General features: G+C 72.1%; 19 protein-coding genes. All 19 read left to right on the top strand.

Annotated elements, in window-relative coordinates; genetic code table 11:
• The first annotated feature begins 16 nt into the window (after positions 1 to 16).
• The 19 genes from AB0469_RS24485 to AB0469_RS24395 all read left to right on the top strand — a co-directional run bounded on the left by AB0469_RS24485 (position 17) and on the right by AB0469_RS24395 (position 19,689).
• Positions 17 to 388 (top strand): nuclear transport factor 2 family protein, encoded by a 372-nt coding sequence (locus tag AB0469_RS24485; RefSeq protein WP_366453577.1) that lies wholly within the window; start codon positions 17 to 19, stop codon positions 386 to 388.
• A gap of 12 nt (positions 389 to 400) precedes the next feature.
• Positions 401 to 2,017 (top strand): GMC oxidoreductase, encoded by a 1,617-nt coding sequence (locus AB0469_RS24480; protein WP_366453576.1) that lies wholly within the window; start codon positions 401 to 403, stop codon positions 2,015 to 2,017.
• On the top strand, positions 2,010 to 2,621 hold the full coding sequence (locus AB0469_RS24475) for a DJ-1/PfpI family protein (protein ID WP_366453575.1): 612 nt from the start codon (positions 2,010 to 2,012) through the stop codon (positions 2,619 to 2,621). The genes AB0469_RS24480 and AB0469_RS24475 overlap by 8 nt, the downstream gene beginning before the upstream one ends.
• Complete coding sequence (locus tag AB0469_RS24470; RefSeq protein WP_366453574.1) at positions 2,621 to 3,067, top strand: VOC family protein; 447 nt, start codon at positions 2,621 to 2,623, stop codon at positions 3,065 to 3,067. Before AB0469_RS24475 ends, AB0469_RS24470 begins: the two co-directional genes overlap by 1 nt.
• Before the next feature lies 1 nt (position 3,068).
• On the top strand, positions 3,069 to 4,892 hold the full coding sequence (locus tag AB0469_RS24465) for an AGE family epimerase/isomerase (protein ID WP_366453573.1): 1,824 nt from the start codon (positions 3,069 to 3,071) through the stop codon (positions 4,890 to 4,892).
• A gap of 40 nt (positions 4,893 to 4,932) precedes the next feature.
• A complete protein-coding gene (locus AB0469_RS24460) occupies positions 4,933 to 5,277 on the top strand; it encodes an STAS domain-containing protein (RefSeq protein ID WP_366453572.1) in 345 nt (114 codons plus the stop codon).
• Positions 5,274 to 7,406: a glycogen debranching protein GlgX gene (gene glgX / locus AB0469_RS24455; protein ID WP_366453571.1), complete on the top strand. Its 2,133-nt coding sequence runs from the start codon at positions 5,274 to 5,276 to the stop codon at positions 7,404 to 7,406. Before AB0469_RS24460 ends, glgX begins: the two co-directional genes overlap by 4 nt.
• Before the next feature lie 16 nt (positions 7,407 to 7,422).
• Entirely contained in the window at positions 7,423 to 7,734 is a 312-nt protein-coding gene (locus AB0469_RS24450; RefSeq protein WP_366453570.1) for an STAS domain-containing protein, read from the top strand.
• Positions 7,735 to 7,751: 17 nt separating this feature from the next.
• On the top strand, positions 7,752 to 8,216 hold the full coding sequence (locus AB0469_RS24445; protein ID WP_366453569.1) for an ATP-binding protein: 465 nt from the start codon (positions 7,752 to 7,754) through the stop codon (positions 8,214 to 8,216).
• A complete protein-coding gene (locus AB0469_RS24440) occupies positions 8,198 to 9,457 on the top strand; it encodes a PP2C family protein-serine/threonine phosphatase (protein ID WP_366453568.1) in 1,260 nt (419 codons plus the stop codon). The genes AB0469_RS24445 and AB0469_RS24440 overlap by 19 nt, the downstream gene beginning before the upstream one ends.
• A complete protein-coding gene (locus AB0469_RS24435; RefSeq protein ID WP_366453567.1) occupies positions 9,457 to 10,203 on the top strand; it encodes a MinD/ParA family protein in 747 nt (248 codons plus the stop codon). The genes AB0469_RS24440 and AB0469_RS24435 overlap by 1 nt, the downstream gene beginning before the upstream one ends.
• A 69-nt stretch (positions 10,204 to 10,272) precedes the next feature.
• Positions 10,273 to 11,013 carry a type 1 glutamine amidotransferase domain-containing protein gene (locus tag AB0469_RS24430; protein ID WP_366453566.1) on the top strand — a complete coding sequence of 247 codons (741 nt, stop codon included), beginning with the start codon at positions 10,273 to 10,275 and terminating at the stop codon, positions 11,011 to 11,013.
• A gap of 25 nt (positions 11,014 to 11,038) precedes the next feature.
• Positions 11,039 to 12,523, top strand: coding sequence for an aldehyde dehydrogenase family protein (locus tag AB0469_RS24425; RefSeq protein WP_366453565.1), 1,485 nt, complete (start codon positions 11,039 to 11,041; stop codon positions 12,521 to 12,523).
• Positions 12,460 to 13,170 carry an NAD(P)-binding domain-containing protein gene (locus AB0469_RS24420; RefSeq protein ID WP_366453564.1) on the top strand — a complete coding sequence of 237 codons (711 nt, stop codon included), beginning with the start codon at positions 12,460 to 12,462 and terminating at the stop codon, positions 13,168 to 13,170. The genes AB0469_RS24425 and AB0469_RS24420 overlap by 64 nt, the downstream gene beginning before the upstream one ends.
• Positions 13,161 to 13,709, top strand: a complete 549-nt coding sequence (locus AB0469_RS24415) for a (2Fe-2S)-binding protein (RefSeq protein WP_366453563.1) — start codon at positions 13,161 to 13,163, stop codon at positions 13,707 to 13,709. Before AB0469_RS24420 ends, AB0469_RS24415 begins: the two co-directional genes overlap by 10 nt.
• Positions 13,710 to 13,714: 5 nt before the next feature.
• Positions 13,715 to 16,117, top strand: a complete 2,403-nt coding sequence (locus tag AB0469_RS24410; RefSeq protein ID WP_366453562.1) for a xanthine dehydrogenase family protein molybdopterin-binding subunit — start codon at positions 13,715 to 13,717, stop codon at positions 16,115 to 16,117.
• Positions 16,114 to 16,941, top strand: a complete 828-nt coding sequence (locus tag AB0469_RS24405) for an FAD binding domain-containing protein (protein ID WP_366453561.1) — start codon at positions 16,114 to 16,116, stop codon at positions 16,939 to 16,941. Before AB0469_RS24410 ends, AB0469_RS24405 begins: the two co-directional genes overlap by 4 nt.
• Positions 16,942 to 16,981: 40 nt before the next feature.
• Positions 16,982 to 18,241 (top strand): MFS transporter, encoded by a 1,260-nt coding sequence (locus tag AB0469_RS24400; RefSeq protein WP_366453560.1) that lies wholly within the window; start codon positions 16,982 to 16,984, stop codon positions 18,239 to 18,241.
• Entirely contained in the window at positions 18,238 to 19,689 is a 1,452-nt protein-coding gene (locus tag AB0469_RS24395; protein WP_366453559.1) for an ATP-binding protein, read from the top strand. Before AB0469_RS24400 ends, AB0469_RS24395 begins: the two co-directional genes overlap by 4 nt.
• The last annotated feature ends 30 nt before the right edge of the window (positions 19,690 to 19,719 follow it).

Genomic DNA, 19,719 nt, shown 5'->3' with positions numbered 1-19,719 from the left:
GGGGATGAGAGACGCGATGGACGCCCGAACGATCCTGAACAGGTACTACGAGTACGCCAACGCCGGCGACTGGGACCGCTGGTGCGACCTGTTCGCCGAGGACCAGGTCATGGACGAGCAGCTCGCCGGACACATCGAGGGCCTGGAGACCCTGCGCTCGATGATGAAGGGCATGGGGAGCATGTACCGGGTCTTCCGCAACGAGCCGGTGCACTTCCTGGTCGACGGGGAGAAGGCCGCGGCCGTCTCCCACATCACCGCCGTCAGCCCCTCCGGCCGGGCCATCGAGGCCGAGGTGATGAACTTCTTCCGGATCGTGGACGGCCGGATCGTCTACATGGCGAACTACCACGACACCGTCCCCTTCCAGGTGCTGAGCCAGGACTGAGGGGACCGGACCGTGGCCACAGAGCAGTACGACTACGTGATCGTCGGCTCCGGCACCGCCGGCAGCGTCCTCGCCGACCGCCTCTCCGCCGATCCGGACGTCTCCGTCCTGGTCCTGGAGGCCGGCGGCCACCGCATCCCGCCCGAGGTGGACGACCCGTCCTCCTGGTACAAGCTGCTCGGCGGGCCCGTCGACTGGGGCTACACCAGCGTCCCGCAGCCGGGCCTGGGCGGGCGCCGCACCTACGAACCGCGCGGCAAGGCCCCCGGCGGCAGCAGCAACCTCTACATCATGATGCACATCCGGGGCCACGCCTCGGACTTCGACAACTGGGCCTACCAGGGCGCGGCCGGCTGGGCGTACGAGGACGTGCTGCCGTACTTCGCCCTCCTGGAGGACCAGGAGGACGTCACCGCCCCCACCACGGGCACCGGCGGCCCCCAGCGCGTCACCAACGCCGGGCGCCACGACCCCAACCCGGTCTCCCGCGCCTTCATCGACGCCGCCGTCGAACTCGGCCACCGGGAGATCGCCGACTTCAACACCGACGGTCCCCGCGGCGGCCTCTTCGGCACCGGCTGGCACCACATCGACGTGGCCGACGGCCGCCGCCAGGGCACCCTGGCCGCCTACCTGGAGCCGGCCCTCGCCCGCCCCAACCTGACCCTGCGCACCAGCGCCCAGACCACCCGGCTGCTCATCGACGGGGACACCTGCACGGGCGTCGAGTACGTCCAGAGCCGGCCCCCGGCCGAGATCCCGGGCCGCACGGTCCGGGACGGCCACAGCACCGCCGCCGCCCCGGGGCTGCACACCGTACGGGCCCGCCGGGAGGTGATCGTGGCGGCCGGGGCGATCGAGTCCCCGAAGCTGCTGCTGCTCTCCGGCATCGGCCACCCCGAGCGGCTGCGCGAGCACGGGATCGAGGTCACCGCGGCCCTGCCCGGGGTCGGCGAGAACTTCCACAACCACGTCCTGACCGGGCTGATGGCCGAGGTCACCCAGGAGCTCCCGGCGCCGGCGCAGAACCTGTCGGAGAGCGCGCTGTTCCTGTCCTCCCGGCCCGGACTGCCCGCCCCGGACCTCCAGATCGCCTTCGTCCACGTCCCGTTCGACGTGATCGTCGGCCAGGACCACCCGAACACGGTGTCCATCCTGCCCGGCGTCGTCCGCCCGGTCTCGCGCGGCTGGATCCGGCTCGCGAGCGCCGACCCGCTCGCCCACCCGCTGATCCACCCGAACTACCTGGGCGACCGCTGGGACCTGGAGCGGATGGTGCAGGGCGTCCGGCTCGCCCGGGAGATCTTCGCCACCTCCGCCTTCTCGCCCTGGTACAAGCAGGAGCTCCAGCCGGGGCCCGGCGCCGTCACCGACGAGGACCTGCGGACCTTCGTCCGGCAGAAGGCCGAGAGCTACCACCACCAGGCGGGCTCCTGCCGCATGGGCATCGACGACCTCGCCGTCGTCGACCCCGAGCTGCGGGTGCACGGCGTACGGAACCTGCGCGTCGCCGACGCCAGCGTGATGCCGGCCGTCCCGTCGGGCAACTGCCACACCGCCATCGCGATGATCGCCGAGCGCGCGGCGGACTTCCTCACCGGCCGGAACAGGGGGGCCCGACGTGCCTGACGCCGTACTGCGCGAAGGCGCGCTGAGCGGGACGCGGATCGCGGTCCTGGTCGAGAGCGACTTCTACGAGCCGGAGATCTTCTACTACCAGCGCCGGTTCGCGGAGGAGGGCGCCGAGGTCCACTTCCTGACCCGCCTGTGGGGCAACGACTCCATCACCTTCACCGGGCACGAGTACCGGGCGCCGTTCACCGCCGACCGCTCCCTGGAGGCACTGGACGACGAGGAACTGCGCGGCTACGCGGCCGTCATCGTGCCCTCCGGCATGGTGGCCGACCGGCTGCGCTACACCGAGGACGTGGACGTGCTGGCGCCCGCGACCGAGTTCCTGCGCCGGGCCTTCGAGGAGCCGACCGTCCTCAAGGGGATCATCTGCCACGGCATGTGGCTGGCCTCCTCCATCCCCGACAAGGTGCGCGGCCGCAAGGTCGTCTGCCACAACAACCTCGTCGGCGACGTCCGCAACATGGGCGCCGAGTACGTCGACGAGGACGTGGTGGTCGACGGGGACCTGGTCACCGGCCGCACCGGCGCCCACCACCACCTGTTCGCCCGCCGGATCATCGAGCTCCTCGCGGCGCGCCGGGGCCGGGGGAGCGCCTGATGCCCGGCGCCGGCGGGCGCCCGATGGTCTGGTCGCACGTGGGCCTCAACTGCGCGGACCAGAAGAGCACCGAGGAGTTCTACTCCCGGTACTTCGGCTTCACCCGGGCCCGGGTGGTCGACCTCGGGGAGAGCCGGATCGTGTTCCTGCGCAAGGGGGACGCGTACCTGGAGCTCTTCGAGGCCGCCGCCGAGCCGGCCCGTACCGCGCACGACGACGGCCCGCCGGCCCCGGGCCGGATACGCCACCTGGCCTTCCAGACCGACAGCGTCGACGCCTTCCTCGCGGAACTGGGCGACGCCGCCGACGTGACCCTGGGGCCGCTGGACTTCGACGACTTCCTCTGCGGCTGGCGGACCGTGTGGGTCCGCGACCCCGACGGGGTGATCGTCGAGGTCAGCCAGGGATTCGAGGACGACCGCTCACACGACAAGGACGGTGCATGACATGGCGGGCTCGCCCGGCTTCTCCTTCTCCGACACGATCGCGGGCTACGTCGTCCGCTTCGACTCCGCGTCGCGGCTGCTGCGGCTGAGGACCGCCGACGACCGGGAGTTCGACGTCTCGCTCGCCTCGGGCCCCAGCGCCGAGCTGGTGCGCAACCTCGACGAGCCGTACATCGACGCCTCGGGACACATCGACGAGATGCTCTCGGCCGGCCGGTTCCTGTTCGCCTACGGGGTCCACTACCCCGAGCAGGGCGGCCGCTTCGACGCCAAGAGGCTGGTGTTCCTGGGCCGCAGTGCCGAGGACTACCGCTTCGAGGAGGCCGGCTGGTGGGTGAAGCAGATCGAGTCCCTCGCCGACTTCTACAAGCGGGCGCAGTTCGGCGACGGACCGGTGGACTTCACCCAGTACCGCACCGAGATCCGGCTCGGCGGCGACAAGACCGCCAGCCACGTCCAGGAGACCGACACCATCTCCCGCCTGGTCTACGGCATGGCCTCGGCCTACCTGCTGACCGGCAAGGACGAGTACCTGGAGGTCGCCGAGCGCGGCACCGAGTACCTGCGCAAGCACATGCGGGTCGTGGACACCGAGGAAGACGTCGTCTACTGGTACCACGGCATCAGCGTCGACGCGGACAGCGAGCGCAAGCTGTTCACCTCGGAGTTCTCCGACGACTACGACGCCATCCCGATGTACGAGCAGATCTACGCCCTGGCCGGCCCCATCCAGACCTACCGGATCACCGGCGACGTCCGGATCAAGAACGACGCCGACGCCACCATCCGGCTGTTCGACAAGTTCTTCCTCGACCGCGAACAGGGCGGCTACTACTCGCACGTCGACCCGATCCTCTTCAGCCCCGACCACGAGTCCCTCGGCGAGAACGCCGAGCGCAAGAACTGGAACTCGGTCGGCGACCACGCGCCCGCGTACCTGATCAACCTGTACCTGGCGACCGGCGAGCAGAAGTACGCCGACTTCCTCGAGTACACCTTCGACACCATCGCGGACAAGTTCCCGGACTACAAGAACAGCCCCTTCGTCCAGGAGCGCTTCTTCCGCGACTGGTCGCACGACACCGCGCACAGCTGGCAGCAGAACCGCGCGGTCGTCGGGCACAACCTGAAGATCGCCTGGAACCTGATGCGGATGAACTCGCTGAAGGCCAAGCCCGCCTACGAGGAGCTCGCCCGGAAGATCGGCGAGATCATGCCGGCCGTCGGCAGCGACCTCCAGCGCGGCGGCTGGTACGACGTCGTGGAGCGGGTGAAGGAGGGGGACCAGGAGACGTATCGTTTCGCCTGGCACGACCGCAAGGCCTGGTGGCAGCAGGAGCAGGCGATCCTCGCCTACCTCATCCTCCAGGGCACCGTCGGCGGCGACGCGAGCCTGCGCGAGGCGCGCCAGGCGCAGGCCTTCTACAACACCTTCTTCCTCGACCACGACGAGGGAGCCGTGTACTTCAACGTGCTCGCCAGCGGCACGCCGTACCTGCTCGGCACCGAGCGGCTCAAGGGCAGCCACTCGATGTCCATGTACCACTCGGCGGAGCTCTGCTACCTCGCCGCCGTCTACAACAACCTGCTCATCAACGGCCGGGAGATGGACTTCCACTTCCAGCCCGACCCGACCGACCTGCCCGGCCGGACGCTGCGCGTCTCGCCCGACCTGCTGCCCGCGGGCTCGGTGCGGATCGCCTCCGTGGAGATCGACGAGAAGCCGTACGAGGAGTTCGACGCGGACGAGCTGACCGTCCACCTCCCCGACGTCCAGGGGCGGGTCAAGGTCAAGGTCCGGCTCCGGCCGGTGGCCCAGAAGTAGTGCCCAACGGGGGGCGCCCCAACCAGAGGGGAAGCACGACATGAGTCTGAACGTGAAGGAACGCCGCAACAAGACGGGTACCGTCCTCGTCGCCACCGGCGAGATCAACAGCGAGACCTCCGGCACCCTGCTGGAGACCCTGCTGCCGCTCGTCCGCGAGGGCCGGCCGCTGCGCATCGACCTGACCGCCGTCACCTACGTCTCCAGCGCCGGCCTGCGCACCCTGCTGGTCGTCTACCGCGAGGCCCAGCACGCCGGCGTCGCCGTCACCCTGTACGGGGTGAGCGAGGAGGTCCGGTTCGTCATGTCGGCCACCGGCTTCCTCGACTTCTTCGAGACCGGCGAGGCCGCGGCCGCCGCCGGCCGGGCCAAGGCCGTGCGATGAGCGAGGCCCGCTCCGAACGAGTGCTGCGCGTGGACGCGTACCCGACCCACGAAGTGGGCGGGTACCGCGTCCGCGCGGGCAAGCCGTTCCCCTTCGGGGCCAACGTGGTCCCCGGCGGGGTCAGCTTCTCCGTCTTCTCCGACCAGGCCACCTCCATGACCCTGGTCATCTACAAGCGCGGAGAGCCCGAGCCGATGGCCGAGCTGGAATTCCCCGAGGAGTTCCGCACCGGCAGCGTCTTCTCCATGACGGTCTTCGGCCTCGACCACGAGAACATCGAGTACGGGTACCGGGCCGACGGCCCCTACGACCCGGTCACCGGCCACCGCTTCGACGCCCGGCAGGTGCTCTCCGACCCCTACGCCCGGCTGATCGCCGGCCGCGACGTGTGGGGCGTGGAACCCGACCGCAGCCGCGGCTACCAGTACCGCTCGCGGGTCTGCCTCCAGGACTTCGACTGGGGCGACGACACCCCGCTGGGGATCCCCGCCGAGGACCTCGTCGTGTACGAGGCCCACGTGCGCGGCTTCACCCGGCACCCCTCCTCGCAGGTCACCGCCCCCGGCACCTTCGCGGGGCTGCGGGAGAAGATCCCGTACCTGAAGGAGCTCGGGGTCAACTGCATCGAGCTGCTCCCCGTCTTCGAGTTCGACGAGAGCGACAACCCGCGCAGCAACCCGGAGACCGGCGAGAAGCTCTACGACTACTGGGGCTACAACACCGTCTCCTTCTTCGCGCCGAAGGCCGGCTACGCGGCCACCGGACGCTACGGGATGCAGGGCGACGAGTTCCGCACCCTGATCAAGGACCTGCACGCGGCCGGCATCGAGGTCATCCTCGACGTCGTCTTCAACCACACCGCCGAGGGCAACGAGCAGGGCCCGACCATCTCCTTCAAGGGCCTGGACAACGCCACGTACTACATGCTCACGCCCGAGGGGTACTACTTCAACTTCAGCGGCACCGGCAACACGGTCAACTGCAACCACCCGGTGGTGCGCAACTACGTGCTCGACTGCCTGCGCCACTGGGTCGCCGACTACCACGTCGACGGCTTCCGCTTCGACCTCGCGGCCATCCTCGGCCGGGACCTGGACGGCACCCCGCTGCCCAACCCGCCGCTGCTGGAGATGCTCGCCTTCGACCCCGTCCTGCGGCACACCAAGCTCATCGCCGAGGCCTGGGACGCGGGAGGCCTCTACGAGGTCGGCAACTTCCCGGCGTACGGCCGCTGGGCCGAGTGGAACGGCAAGTACCGCGACACCGTGCGCCGCTTCCTCAAGGGCGACCCCGGGGTCACGGGGGAGCTGGCGACCCGGATCGCCGGCTCGCCCGACCTCTACTCCAGCCGCGGGACCACCGCCTCCGTCAACTTCCTGACGGCCCACGACGGTTTCACCCTGGCCGACCTGGTCGCGTACGACGGCAAGCACAACGAGGCCAACGGCGAGGGCAACAACGACGGGGCCAACGACAACAACAGCTGGAACTGCGGGGCCGAGGGCCCCACGGACGACCCCGAGGTCAACGCCCTGCGGCTGCGCCAGATGAAGAACGCCCTGGCCATCCTGCTCACCAGCCAGGGCATCCCGATGCTGCTGTCCGGGGACGAGGTCGCCCGCACCCAGCAGGGCAACAACAACACCTACTGCCAGGACAACGAGCTGTCCTGGTTCGACTGGGACCAGGTCGACGAGAACGCCGAACTGCTCCGGTTCACGCGCGAGATGATCGCCTTCCGGGGCCGCCACCGCGAGCTGCGCTCCACCACCCACCCCACCGGCCGGCTCCGCGACAGCCTCGGGCTGCCGGACATCAGCTGGCACGGGGAGCGGGCCTGGCAGCCCGACTGGTCGCCCGAGAGCCGCCTGATCGCGGTGGCCCGCTGCGGCACCGCCGACGAGGACGTGGTGTACGTCGCCATGAACTCCCACTGGGAGGCGCACGACCTGGAACTGCCCGCCCTGCCCCACGGGCGCAGCTGGCACCTGTTCGCCGACACCGGCGCCGAGGCCCCGTACGACATCCGCACGCCGGGCACGGAACAGGAGCTCGACAACGCCGGCAAGTACCTGATCGGCCCGCGCTCGGTCGTGATCCTGGTCGGCCGTGCCAACGACCCCGAGTGACCGAAGGAGACCTGACATGCCGCTTTCCGTGTCCTTGAGCATCGAGGGCGACACCACCGTGATCGAACTGACGGGCGAGCTGGACGCCAAGACCGCGCCGGAGTTCCACCAGACCATCGAGAAGGCCGCCGGTCACGGCACCAGCACCGTCGAGATCCGGATGGCGGGCGTCGGCTACATGGCCAGCGCCGGGCTGCGCTCGCTGGTCTTCGCCCAGCAGAAGGTCGCCGACCACGTCACCATCAAGGTGGTCGGCGCCATCGAGCCCGTCTCGCGGACCATCCGCACGGCCGGACTCGACCGCAGCATCCTGCTCTCCGATGACTGAGCACGCGGCCCGGGCCGGTGAGTGACGTGGTCGAACTGGCGAGGAAGCCCGCAGTACTGGAGGTGCCCGCGACCGTCGGGGCACTGGGCGAGATCGCCGCGTTCGTCCTGCGGCTCGCCGGCCGGGCCCGGCTCGGCACCGGCGCGACCTACCGGATCCGGCTGGCCGTGGACGAACTGGCCACCAACATCGTGATGCACGGGTACCGGGGCGGCGAGGGGCGGATCACCGTCCTGGGCCGCTCCGGTCCCGACGGGGTGCGGATCACCATCGAGGACTCCGCCCCCGCGTTCGACCCCGTCGCAGGCCGCCTGCCCCCCGCCCCCGGGATCCCCCCGGAACGGCGGCGGGTCGGCGGCCTCGGCATCCACCTGGCCCTGACCAGCGTGGATTCGTACACCTATGCCCACAGGGACGGTCGCAACGTCAGCACGCTGACCGTCAAGGCTGAGGGGACGGACGCATGCCCTCCACGACCGTGATCATCCTGGACGTGCACCCGCTGCCGCCGGCCGAACTGCTCGAAGCGCTCCGGCTGATGGACGCGGAACTCGTCACCCCCTCCCTCGCGCACCTGCTGCGCGACCGCCCGGACGCGCTGCCCTCCGCGGACGTGCTGCTCGTCCCCGCCGAAGCCGACGGGGACACCGTGCGCACGGTCGTCCGCCGGCTGCGCCGCTGGGCCGGGGCGCCGATCGTGGTGGCCTGGACCGTGGCGGACTTCGCCGCTCTGGAGCGGCACGTCCGCCTCGGCCACGACTTCCTCGTCCCGCCCTTCCTGCCCGCCCTGGTCGGGGCCCGGCTGCGCAGCTGCACCGAACGGGCCGGGCTGGGCCGCACCGTGCAGGAGGCCGACGCGCGGGCCGAACTCATGGGCTACGAGAAGGAACTGGAGATCGGCCGGGAGATCCAGGCCGGCTTCCTGCCCGAATCGCTGCCCGTTCCCGCCGGCTGGGAGATCGACGTGCGCTTCCGGCCGGCCCGGCAGGTCGCCGGGGACTTCTACGACGTCTTCGAGATCTCCCGGGGCCGCAGACTGGCCCTCGTGGTCGCCGACGTCTGCGACAAGGGAGTGGGAGCCGCCCTCTTCATGGCCCTCATCCGCTCCCTGCTGCGGCACACCGCGGAGAACAGCGGCCTCCAGCACCTGATGGCCGCCGGCCGCACGGGCGGCAGCCGGCGCACCCCGGTGGTCGGCGCCACCCCGCTGCTCAACGCGGTCACCGCCACCAACGGCTACCTCACCCGCAACCACCTCAGACAGGGATACTTCGCCACCCTCTTCTTCGGTGTCCTGGACCCCCACACCGGCAGCCTCGTCTACATCAACGGCGGCCACAACCCGCCGCTGCTGCTCTCCGGCGACGGCTCCGGCACCCGGGCGCTGGAGGTCACCGGGCCCGCGGTCGGGGTCCTGCCCGACTGCGTCTACACCCTCGGCTACGCCCAGCTCGACCCGGGCGACACCCTTTTCGTGTTCACCGACGGAGTGCCCGAGGCGCGCTGCCCCGAAGGCTACTTCCTCGGTGACGACAGGATGCTCGAACTGCTCGCCGGCCCCCCGGCGAGCGGCCGGGACGTGGTCGACCTGATGGACCGGGCGGTGCGCGAGCACACCGGCGCCGCCGAACAGCACGACGACGTCACCATGCTGGCCCTGCACCGGCCACGTGCGGCGCGGGGGCCGCATGCGGACGGCACGGGCTACCGGGTGGTGGCGTGATGACCCGGACCATCGTGGTGCACTCGCACCGCGGCGGCACCGGGAAGTCCTCGGTGCTGGCCAACCTGGCACTGCTGCTCGCGGCCGCCGGACGGCGGGTCGGGGTGGTCGACACGGACCTCCAGTCGCCCACCCTGGACCTGCTGTTCGGGGTGGCGCCCGGAGCCGGCTCGCTGGCCGACTACCTGCTCGGCCGCTGCGAGATCGAGACCGCGGCCCGGCGGACGGCGGTCCCCGGACTGTACGTCGTACCGGCCCGGACCGGGACGGCGGCCCTGCGGGAGCTGATGGCGACCGGGTACGACGTCGGACTGCTCCCGGAAGGCTTCGAGCGGCTGGCGCGCAGCCACGCGCTGGACGTCCTGCTGCTCGACACGCACGCCGGGCTCAACAACGAGTCGGTGACCGCCATGGGCAGCGCCGACATCGTCCTGATCATGACGAGGGCGGACCGGATCGACCTCTCCGGGGTCGAGGAGACCATCGCCCTCGCCGGGCGGCTGGCCTGCCGGCGCGCCCTGGTCCTCAGCATGGCGCCCGAGGGCGTCGACCACGACGCCGTCCGCCGGCGCGCCGAGGAGGTATACGGCACCCCCCTGGCCGGAATCCTCCCGTACGTGCCGGAAATGGCGGCCCTCTACGGCGAACGCATATTCGCCGAAGCCTTCCCCGACCACCCCCTGGTCGGTGAATTCCGCTCGATCCTCACGGCGTTGGACGCACGTGACGAAGTATCGCGGGCCTGACGTCACCCCCTTACGCCCCTCAAGAGGGGCGTGTTGAATCGGCAGCGAATCCAGAACAAGGAGAGAATCATGAGGATTCTCGTCGTCTTGACGGCAAAGGCCACCCTCCATCTCCTGGACGGGGAGCAGCACCCCTCGGGCTTCTGGGCCGAGGAATTCGTGGTTCCCTACACCCTCTTCCGGGACGCCGGCCACACCGTCGACGTGGCGACGATCGGGGGCGCCGCCCCCACGGTCGACCGGACCAGCATCGACCCCCAGTTCCTGCGCTACGTCCGCCCGGAGGGCTCGCCCGACGAGGACGCGGCCAACGCGGCCGAGTACGTGCGGGTCATCGAGCAGGCCCCCCAGCTCCGCAGCCCGCTCGCGATCGAGTCCCTCGGCGAGAAGGACGTCGCCGGGTACGACGCCCTCTACATCAGCGGCGGCCACGGGGCCATCGGCGACCTGCCCAAGTCCGACGAGCTGGCGCAGGTGCTGCGCTGGGCCATCGCGCAGGACAAGCCCATCGCCACCGTCTGCCACGGCCACACCGCCCTGCTCTCCCTGCGCGACGGAGAGGGCCGCTGGCCGTTCGAGGGCTACCGGATGACGGCGTTCTCGCACGAGGAGGAGCTGGTCACCAACATGGCCGGCCGGCTCCCGCTGATCCTGGAGGCCGAGCTGACCCGGCTCGGCGCCCGCTACGAGAAGGCCGACGCGATCTGGGACTCGCACGTCGTCGTCGACCGCAAGCTCACCACCGGACAGAACCCCTACTCCTCCAGGGCCCTTGCCGAGACGTTCCTGCGCCGGCTCGAAGAGGCCTAGCCCCGCGACACCGGAAGGTGCAGCCATGACCAAGCGCGAGCTCAACGGCCACCCCCTGGCCCATCCCGGGAAGCTGTTCATCGGCGGCCAGTGGGTCCCGGCCCGGGACGGCCGTACGGAACCGGACATCAGCCCGATCGACGGGCAGGAGATCGTACCGGTGGCCCAGGCTGCCGCGACCGACGCGGACGCCGCCGTCGCGGCCGCCCGCACGGCGTACGAGGAGGGTCCGTGGAGCAGGCTGTCGGCCCAGGAGCGCGCGCTGCGGCTGAACCGCGTCGGTGAGCTGATCGAACGGGACCTGGAGGAGATCGCCCTGCTGGAGACGGTGGACATGGGCAAGCCGTTCGCCTTCTCCAGCACCGTCGACGCCCCCATGGCCGCCCAGCTCATGCACTACTACGCGGGCGCGGTCACCCGGGTCGACGGTTCCTCCAGGGCTCCCGCCGGCGGTCAGCTCGCCTACACCCTGCGCGAGCCGCTGGGCGTGGTCTGCGCCATCACCCCGTTCAACTTCCCGCTGCTGCTGTCGATGACCAAGATCGCCCCGGCCCTCGCGGCCGGGAACACGGTCGTCCACAAGCCCTCACCGGCCACCCCGCTCACCGCCCTGAAGATCGCCGAGCTGTTCCAGGAGGCGGAGATCCCCGACGGGGTGCTGAACGTCGTCACCGGACCCGGGGTGGAGCTGGGGGAGACCCTCACCGGCCACCCCGGCATCGACAAGATCGCCTTCACCGGCTCCACCGCCGTCGGACAGTCGATCATCCGCAAGTCGGCCGGCACCCTGAAGAAGGTGACGATGGAACTCGGCGGCAAGTCCGCCAACATCGTCTTCGCCGACGCCGACCTCGACGCCGCCGAGGAACTCGCCTTCTTCGGCATCTACTACAACAAGGGCGAGATCTGCACGGCCGGCTCCCGGCTGCTGCTCCAGCGCCCCATCCACGACGAGCTGGTCGAACGCCTGGTCCGCCGGGCCGCCGCCCTCAAGCCCGGAGACCCGCGCGACCCGGAGACCCTCTTCGGCCCGCTCGCCCACCGCGCCCAGTTCGACAAGGTCAGCTCGTACATCGAGGTGGGTGAGAAGGAAGGCGCGGTGCTGCGCACCGGCGGCACCGGCTGGACCCCCGAGGGGGCCTCCAGCCAGGGCCTCTACTTCCTGCCCACCGTCTTCACCGGCGTGGACAACGGGATGCGGATCGCCCAGGAGGAGATCTTCGGGCCCGTCCTGTCGGTCATCCCCTTCGACACGGAGGAGGACGCCGTGCGCATCGCCAACGACAGCGCGTACGGCCTCGCCGCCGGGGTCCACACCAAGGACCTGCGGCGGGCCCACCGGGTCGCCTCCCAGATCAAGGCCGGCACGGTCTGGGTCAACTGCTACAACCAGTACGACCCCTCCGTCCCCTACGGCGGCTACAAGGCCTCCGGCTACGGCCGCGAGTGCGGCCCGGAGTCCCTGGAGAGCTACACCCAGACCAAGTCGGTCTGGATCGGCATGGACTGACGTCCGGCACCGCCGGACCGAGCGATCGAGGAGCCTCAATGCGGACAGGCGTCATCGGCACCGGGCGGATCGGCTCGACCCTCGCGAGGATCCTGGTGGCGGCAGGCCACGAGGTGGTCCTCGCCAACGCCACCGGGCCCCGCTCGCTCGCCCCGCTGCTCGCCGAACTGGGGCCCGCCGCGACCGCGGCGGACCCCGTCGGAGCGGCCGGCCGGGCCGACCTCCTGGTGCTGATGGTGCCCTACGCGAGCGTGCGCGGGCTGCTGCCCCCGCACGTCGTGCAGGACAAGGTGCTGGTGGACGCCACCAATGCCTTCGCCGGCCCCGGCACCCCCGCCGACCTGGGCGGGCGCGCGTCCAGCGAGCTGGTCGCCGAGTGGTATCCCGGCGCCCGGGTCGTGAAGTCCCTGAACACCATGCATTACGAAACCCTCGCCGTCGCCGGTAATGCCGGAGGTGAGCGCCTCGCGCACTACACGGCGGGCGACGAGCCGAAGGCGAAGGAAATCGTCGCGGGAATCCTGACCGATCTCGGATTCGCCGCCGTCGACACCGGACCGCTGCATTCCGGAGGAATTCTCCAGCAGCCCGGCGGCCCCCTCTTCAACCGGTCGCTCACGGAAGCGCAGGCGCTCGCATGGATCTGACACCCGCCCCCACGCTGACCCTCCACGTGAACGGAAGACCCGAGGAGTTCGCGGCGCGGCCGAGCGAACTCCTCGTGGAACGGCTCCGCGACGGACTCGGGCTGACCGGCACCAAGGTCGGCTGCGACACCGGCCAGTGCGGCACCTGCGTGGTCCGCCTCGACGGCAGGTCCGTCAAGAGCTGCCTGGTGCTCACCGCCTCCGCCGCCGGCTCCGAGGTCACCACCATCGAGGGGGTGTCCGCCCGGGGCGGGGAGCTGACCGGCCTCCAGGAGGCCCTGCGCCAGGAGCACGGCACCCAGTGCGGGTTCTGCACCCCCGGCATGGTCATGGCCCTCGGCGAGCTCGTCGAGAACACCGCTCCCGGAGCGGCGCCCACCGAGCCCGAGATCCGCGAGTGGCTCACCGGCAACCTGTGCCGCTGCACCGGCTACCACAGCGTGGTCCGGGGCGTGCAGCGCGCCTGCGCCGCGGCCGCCGGGTCCGCGGAGGGAACCGGCACCGCTGACACCGCCGTGCCCGCGGCCGAGGGGCGGTGAGCGCGATGACCACCGTGACGGGGGAGAGCACCACCGGGGGCGGGGTCCTCGGACAGCCGCTGGACAGCCGCGAGGACCCGCAACTGCTGCGCGGCGAGGCCGTGTACGTGGCGGACATCGACCTGCCGGGCACCGCGCACATGGCCATCCTGGGCAGCCCGGTGGCCCACGCGAGGATCCTCTCCATCGAGACCAAGGCGGCGGAGCAGCTGCCGGGCGTCCTGAAGGTGGCCACCGCCGCCGACTTCACCGACGTCATGCCGCTGCCCTGCATCTGGATACCCGGCGGGGTCGAGAGCCACTTCCCGCCCCACCCCTACGGACTGCCCGGCGCCCGCCCGGTCCTCACCGGCGACACCGTCCGCCACGTCGGCGACCCGATCGCCGTGGTCGTCGCCGAGACCCCGCGCCAGGCCGCCGCCGCGCTCGCCGCGATCGCCGTGGAGTACGAGCCGCTGCCCGTGGTCACCCGGGCCGACGAGGCCCTCGCCGAGGGTGCGCCGCAGCTCCACGAGGCCGTCCCCGGCAACCTGAACGCGTACTGGACCTGCGGCGACCAGGACCGCACCGACGCGGCCATCGCCCGCGCCGAGGTCACCGTGGAGCTGGACCTCGTCAACCAGCGCACCATCAACAGCCCCATCGAACCGCGCGGGGCCGTCGGCGACTACAACGCCGCCACCGGCGAGTACACCCTCTACGCCTCCACCCAGGGCCCGCACAACCACCGCTTCCTGCTCTCCGCGCTGGTCCTCGGCGTCCCCTTCAACAAGCTCAGGGTGATCGCCCCGACCGTCGGCGGCAGCTTCGGCACCAAGGGCTACCTCTACCCCGACATGGCGCTGGTCCTGCTGCTCTCCAAGGCCCTCGGCCGGCCCGTGAAATGGGTCGACACCCGCACCGGGCTGATGAACTCCACCGTCCAGGGCCGCGACCACCGCCAGCACGTCACCCTGGCCGGCACCCGCGACGGCCGCATCACCGCCGTGCGCTGCACCAGCTACGCCAACCTCGGCGCCTACCCCTCCACCATCGGCCCCGGCGTCGCCACCGCCCTGATGGGCCGCTCCATCACCGGCATGTACGAGGTCGACGCCGCCTTCTGCGAGGTGTACGCGGCCTTCACCAACACGGTCTCCCTCGGGGCCCAGCGCGGCAGCGGCCGCGCCGAGGCCGCCTTCCTGATGGAGCGCCTCGTCGACCGGTACGCCTCCGAGATCGGCATGGACCCGGCGGAGGTCCGCCGCAGGAACCTGGTGCCCGAGGAGAAGTTCCCGTACGACAACGGCCTCGGCTGGACCTACGACTCCGGGAACTACGCGCCCAACTTCGAGCGCGCCCTGGAGCTGGCGGGCTACGCCGACATGCCCGCCCGCAAGGCGGCGGCCCGCGCCCGCGGCAGGCGCCTGGGCGTCGGCATCGCCACCTACGTCGCCATCTGCGGGGTCGGCCCCTCCACCCGGATGTCCAAGGAGGGCATGCTCGGCGGCACCTGGGAGAGCGCCAACATCCGCGTCCACCCCACCGGCGAGGTCACCGTCACCGTCGGCTCCGCCTCCACCGGCCAGAGCCACGGCACCGTGTTCGCGCAGGTGGCCGCCGACGAGCTCGGCATCGACCCGGCCCAGGTCCAGGTGTACGAGGGGGACACGCTCAAGGCCCCGTACGGGCAGGGCACCTACGGCTCCCGCTCCTACAGCATGGCGGCCCCCGCCATCGCCCTCACCGCCCGCAAGATCAAGGCCAAACTGGTGCGGGCCGGGGCCGTCTTCCTCGGCGTCCCCGAGGACGAGGTGGTCTACGCGAACGGCGGCGTCCACGAGGCCGGCAACCCCGGGAACGCCAAGACCTTCTCCGAGCTGGCGATGGCCATGTGGTACGGCTGGGGGCTGCCCGCCGAGATCGAGCCGGCCCTCGACGAGACCACCCACTTCGACCCGCCGGACTTCAACTACCCCTTCGGCACGCACGTCGCGGTCGTCGAGATCGACGAACTCACCGGCGAGACCGAGGTGGTGGGCTACACGGCCGTCGACGACGCCGGGAACGTCGGCAACCCGAAGATCGTGCACGGCCAGATCGAGGGGAGCATCGTGCACGGCCTGGGCCAGGCCCTGATGGAGGCCGCCGAGTACGACGAGAACGGCGTCCTCGTCAGCTCCGACCTGACCCGCTACGCCCTGCCGCGCGCCGCCGACGTGCCCTTCTTCACCCTCGACCGGACCGTCACCCCCTCGCCGCACAACCCGCTCGGCGCCAAGGGGGCCGGTGAGATCGCCACCGTGCCGCCCGCCGCCGCCGTCGTCAACGCGGTCGTCGACGCCCTCGCCGACCTGGGCGTCCGGCACATCGACATGCCGCTGACCCCCGAGAAGGTCTGGCGCGTACTGGAAGGGGGAGACCGGTGATCCTCACCGAGTTCGACTACGCCCGGCCGGCCTCCCTCGACGAGGCCCTCGCCCTCCTGGCCGGCCCCCCGGGAGCCCGGGTCCTGGCCGGCGGCCAGAGCCTGCTGCCCGACCTGCGCAGCGGAGCCGACCGGGCCCGCCTGCTGGTCGACGTACGGCACCTCGCGCAGCTGCGGGGGGTCGGACAGGACGGCGCGGAGCTGCGGATCGGGGCCCTGACCACGCTCGCCGAGCTCGCCGCGCACCCGCTGGTGCTCGCCGGGGCGCCGGAGCTGGCCGCCGCGGCCCGCGCCAACGGCGACCCCCAGGTCCGCAACCTCGGCACCGCCGGCGGCAACCTGGCCGCCGGCGGGCGCCCCACCGACCTGCCCGTCGCCGCCGTCGCCGCCGGCGCCCGGGCCGAACTGGCCGGACCCGGCGGGACCCGTACGGTCCCGGCCGAGGAACTGGCCGCCTCCGGGGTGCCCGCCGGGGAGGTGCTGACCGCCCTGCTGGTGCCCGCCGCCGGAGGGGCGGCGGCCTTCGAGAAGACCGCCGACCGGGCCACCCGCTACCCGCTGTGCGCCGCCGCCGTGCGGATCACCCCCGACGGGCCGCGGATCGCGGTCACCGGAGCCACCCCCCGCGCCCTGCGCCTGCGCGGGGTCGAGGACCGGCTGCGCGGGGGCCCGTACTCGACGGGGGCGGTGCTCGCGGCGTTCCGCGCCGAGCCCAGGGAGCTGTTCGTCCCCGGGCGCGGTACCTCGGCCGAGTACCTCGGCCACCTCGCGGGCGTGCTCACCGCCCGCGCGCTGGCGAGGGCGGCGGCCCACAGCAGCGCCTGACGGCCCGCCGGGGCAGGGCGGGGGAGTGGAGTTGACCAGCGTGCCCGAACCGACCGACACGACGACCACGGGAGACACCCCGCACCCAGGCGGCCGCGCGGCGGCCGCGCCGAGACCGTCCGGCTTCTGGGTGGTGGGCGCGGTCCTCGTCCTGCTGATGCTCTCCTCCTCCGTCCCCTCCGCCCTCTACGTGCTCTACCAGCAGCGCTGGGGCCTGTCCTCCGGCGTCGTCACGGTGGTCTTCGCCGTGTACGCCGTCACCGTGCTCGCCGGACTGCTGCTGTTCGGGTCCCTCTCCGACACCCTGGGGCGCCGGCCCGTCCTCGGTGCCGGGCTGGTCCTGGCGATCGTCTCCATGGGCCTGTTCGCCGGGGCCGGCGGGCTCGGCCTGCTGCTCGCCGCCCGCGCCGTCCAGGGGCTCGCGGTGGGCCTGGCCACCGGGGCCATGGGCGCGGCCCTGCTGGAACTCAGCCCGCGCTCGCGGCCCGCCCTCGGGGCCCAGGTCAACAGCGCGGGACCGACCGTCGGCATCGGCCTGGGCGGGCTCGGGGCGGGACTGCTCGTCCAGTACGCGCCCGCCCCGACCGTGCTGAGCTACCTGCTGCTGGGCGGGGCCTTCGCGGTCACGCTGGTCGGGGTGGTCCGGATGGGCGAGAGCGCGCCCGGGGCGGGCGGCCGGCCCCGGGTGGCGCCGCACCGGATCCGGGTGCCGGCCGCCGTGCGGCGCCGGTTCGCCGTGCTGGTGCTGACGGTGGTGGCCGTCTGGACCGTCGGCGGCTTCTACCTCTCGCTCGGGCCGCACCTGGCCCTGTCCCTGCTCCACACCACCAACTACCTGGCCGGAGGGGCCACCGTGGCCCTGCTCGCGGGCTCCGCCACCTGCGCCCAGCTCCTGCTGGGCCGTACGGAGCCGCTGCGCACCGCGGTCCTCGGGCTGCTCGGCCTGCTGGCCGGGCTGGCCCTGGTGCTGCTGGCCCTGGGCACCGGCTCGGCGCCGCTGTTCCTCGCCGCCACCGCCGTCCTCGGCAGCGGCTGGGGAGCGGCGTTCCTCGGCTCCTTCCGCGCGATCAGCACCCTCGCCGAACCCGCGCACCGCGGCGAACTGACCGCCGCCGTCTACGTCTTCGCCTACCTCGCCATGAGCGTCCCGGCGGTCCTCGCCGGACTCCTGACCAACATCCACGGCCTGCAGCGCACCGCGGTCGGCTTCATGGCGGCCGTCGCCGCGGTGTGCGCGCTGGCCCTGTTCACGACCCTGCGGCTGGCGGCACGCACCAGGGCCGAGGGGAGCACCCTGTGACCACCGTGAGCACCAAGGAGCTGCGGACCGCCCTCCAGGGGCTGGAGATCTTCGCGGCGATCACCGAGGACCAGCTGGACTGGCTGGTCTCGGTCTCCGTACCGCGCGTCCTCGCCGACGGGGAGGTCCTCTTCCGCGACGGGGAGGAGGCCACCTGCTTCCACGTGCTGGTCTCCGGCGGGCTGGTCGTCACCAAGGTCGTCGACGGCCGGGAGGAGGTGCTGACCCGGCACTCCACCGAGGAGGAGGGCGCCGCCGCCGAGGAGCACGACGGGAAGCCCGCCGCCGCGCACCGGTTCACCGGGGAGCTGCCGCTGCTGACGGACGGGTCCTACGTGGCCACCGCCTCGGCCAGCGGGCCCGCGACCACCGTCGTGGCCTACCCGAAGCCGGTGTTCTTCGAGATGCTGACCCGCTGCGACGGGGTGGCCGCCGTCCTGATCCCCGTGCTGGCCTGGCGGATCAAGTCCTCCGAGGTCCAGGCCCGCAAGCGGGCCACCGTCGAGGCCCTCGGCACCCTCGCCGCCGGCCTCGCGCACGAGCTGAACAACCCGGCCGCCGCCGTGGCCCGCGCCGCGCAGGAGCTGGTGCCCGCGCTGGAGCGGCTCACCGCCACCGCGTACGGCTGGGGCGCGGCCGCCACGGACGCGGAGCGCGGCGTACTGGAGCGCCTGGCCGGGGAGCTGGACCGGCTCCCGCCGCCGCAGACCTCCGACCCGCTGGCCCAGGCCGACGCGGAGGAGGAGATCACCGACTGGGCCGAGGAGGCCGGCGCGGCGCGGCCCGGGCTGCTCGGCTCCGGGGCCTCCGACCTCGGACTGGAACTCGGCCGGCTGCGGGAGTGGCTGGAGGGGATCGGCGAGGGTGCCCTGCCGGCCGCCCTCGACCACCTGGCGGCGCTGCTGGAGGCCCGCTCACTGGCCGCCGAGCTGCGTGCGGCCGGCCCCCGCATCTCCCAGCTGGTCGCGGCCACCCGGGACTACGCCAACCTCGACCGGGCCCCCGAGCAGCGGTTCGCGGTGACCGACGGGCTGGAGAACACCCTGGTCGTGCTCCGCTCCAAGCTCACCGGGATCACCGTCGTCCGCGCCTACGCACCGGACCTGCCGGAGCTGACCGGCTACCCCGGCGAGCTCAACCAGGTGTGGACCAACCTGGTCGACAACGCCGCCGAGGCCATGGAGGGCGCGGGCACGCTGACGCTGCGCTGCCACGCCGAGGGCGTCTGCATGGTCGTGGAGATCACCGACACCGGGCGGGGCATCCCCGAGGACGTCCTGCCGCGCATCTTCGAGCCCTTCTACACGACCAAGGACGTGGGCAAGGGCACGGGCCTGGGGCTGCACCTCAGCTACCGGATCGTGACCCAGCGCCACCACGGGTCGATCTCGGCCCGCTCCCGCCCGGGTGAGACCCGGATGCTCGTCCGCCTGCCCCTCGCGGGCTGAGCCGCCGGGCCGCCGCCCCGGGGCCCACCC

The sequence above is a fragment of the Streptomyces sp. NPDC093801 genome, assembly GCF_040701585.1.
Lineage (GTDB): Bacteria > Actinomycetota > Actinomycetes > Streptomycetales > Streptomycetaceae > Streptomyces.
Note: the sequence above shows the minus strand (reverse complement) of the source record. Positions and strands in the feature narration are given on the sequence as shown.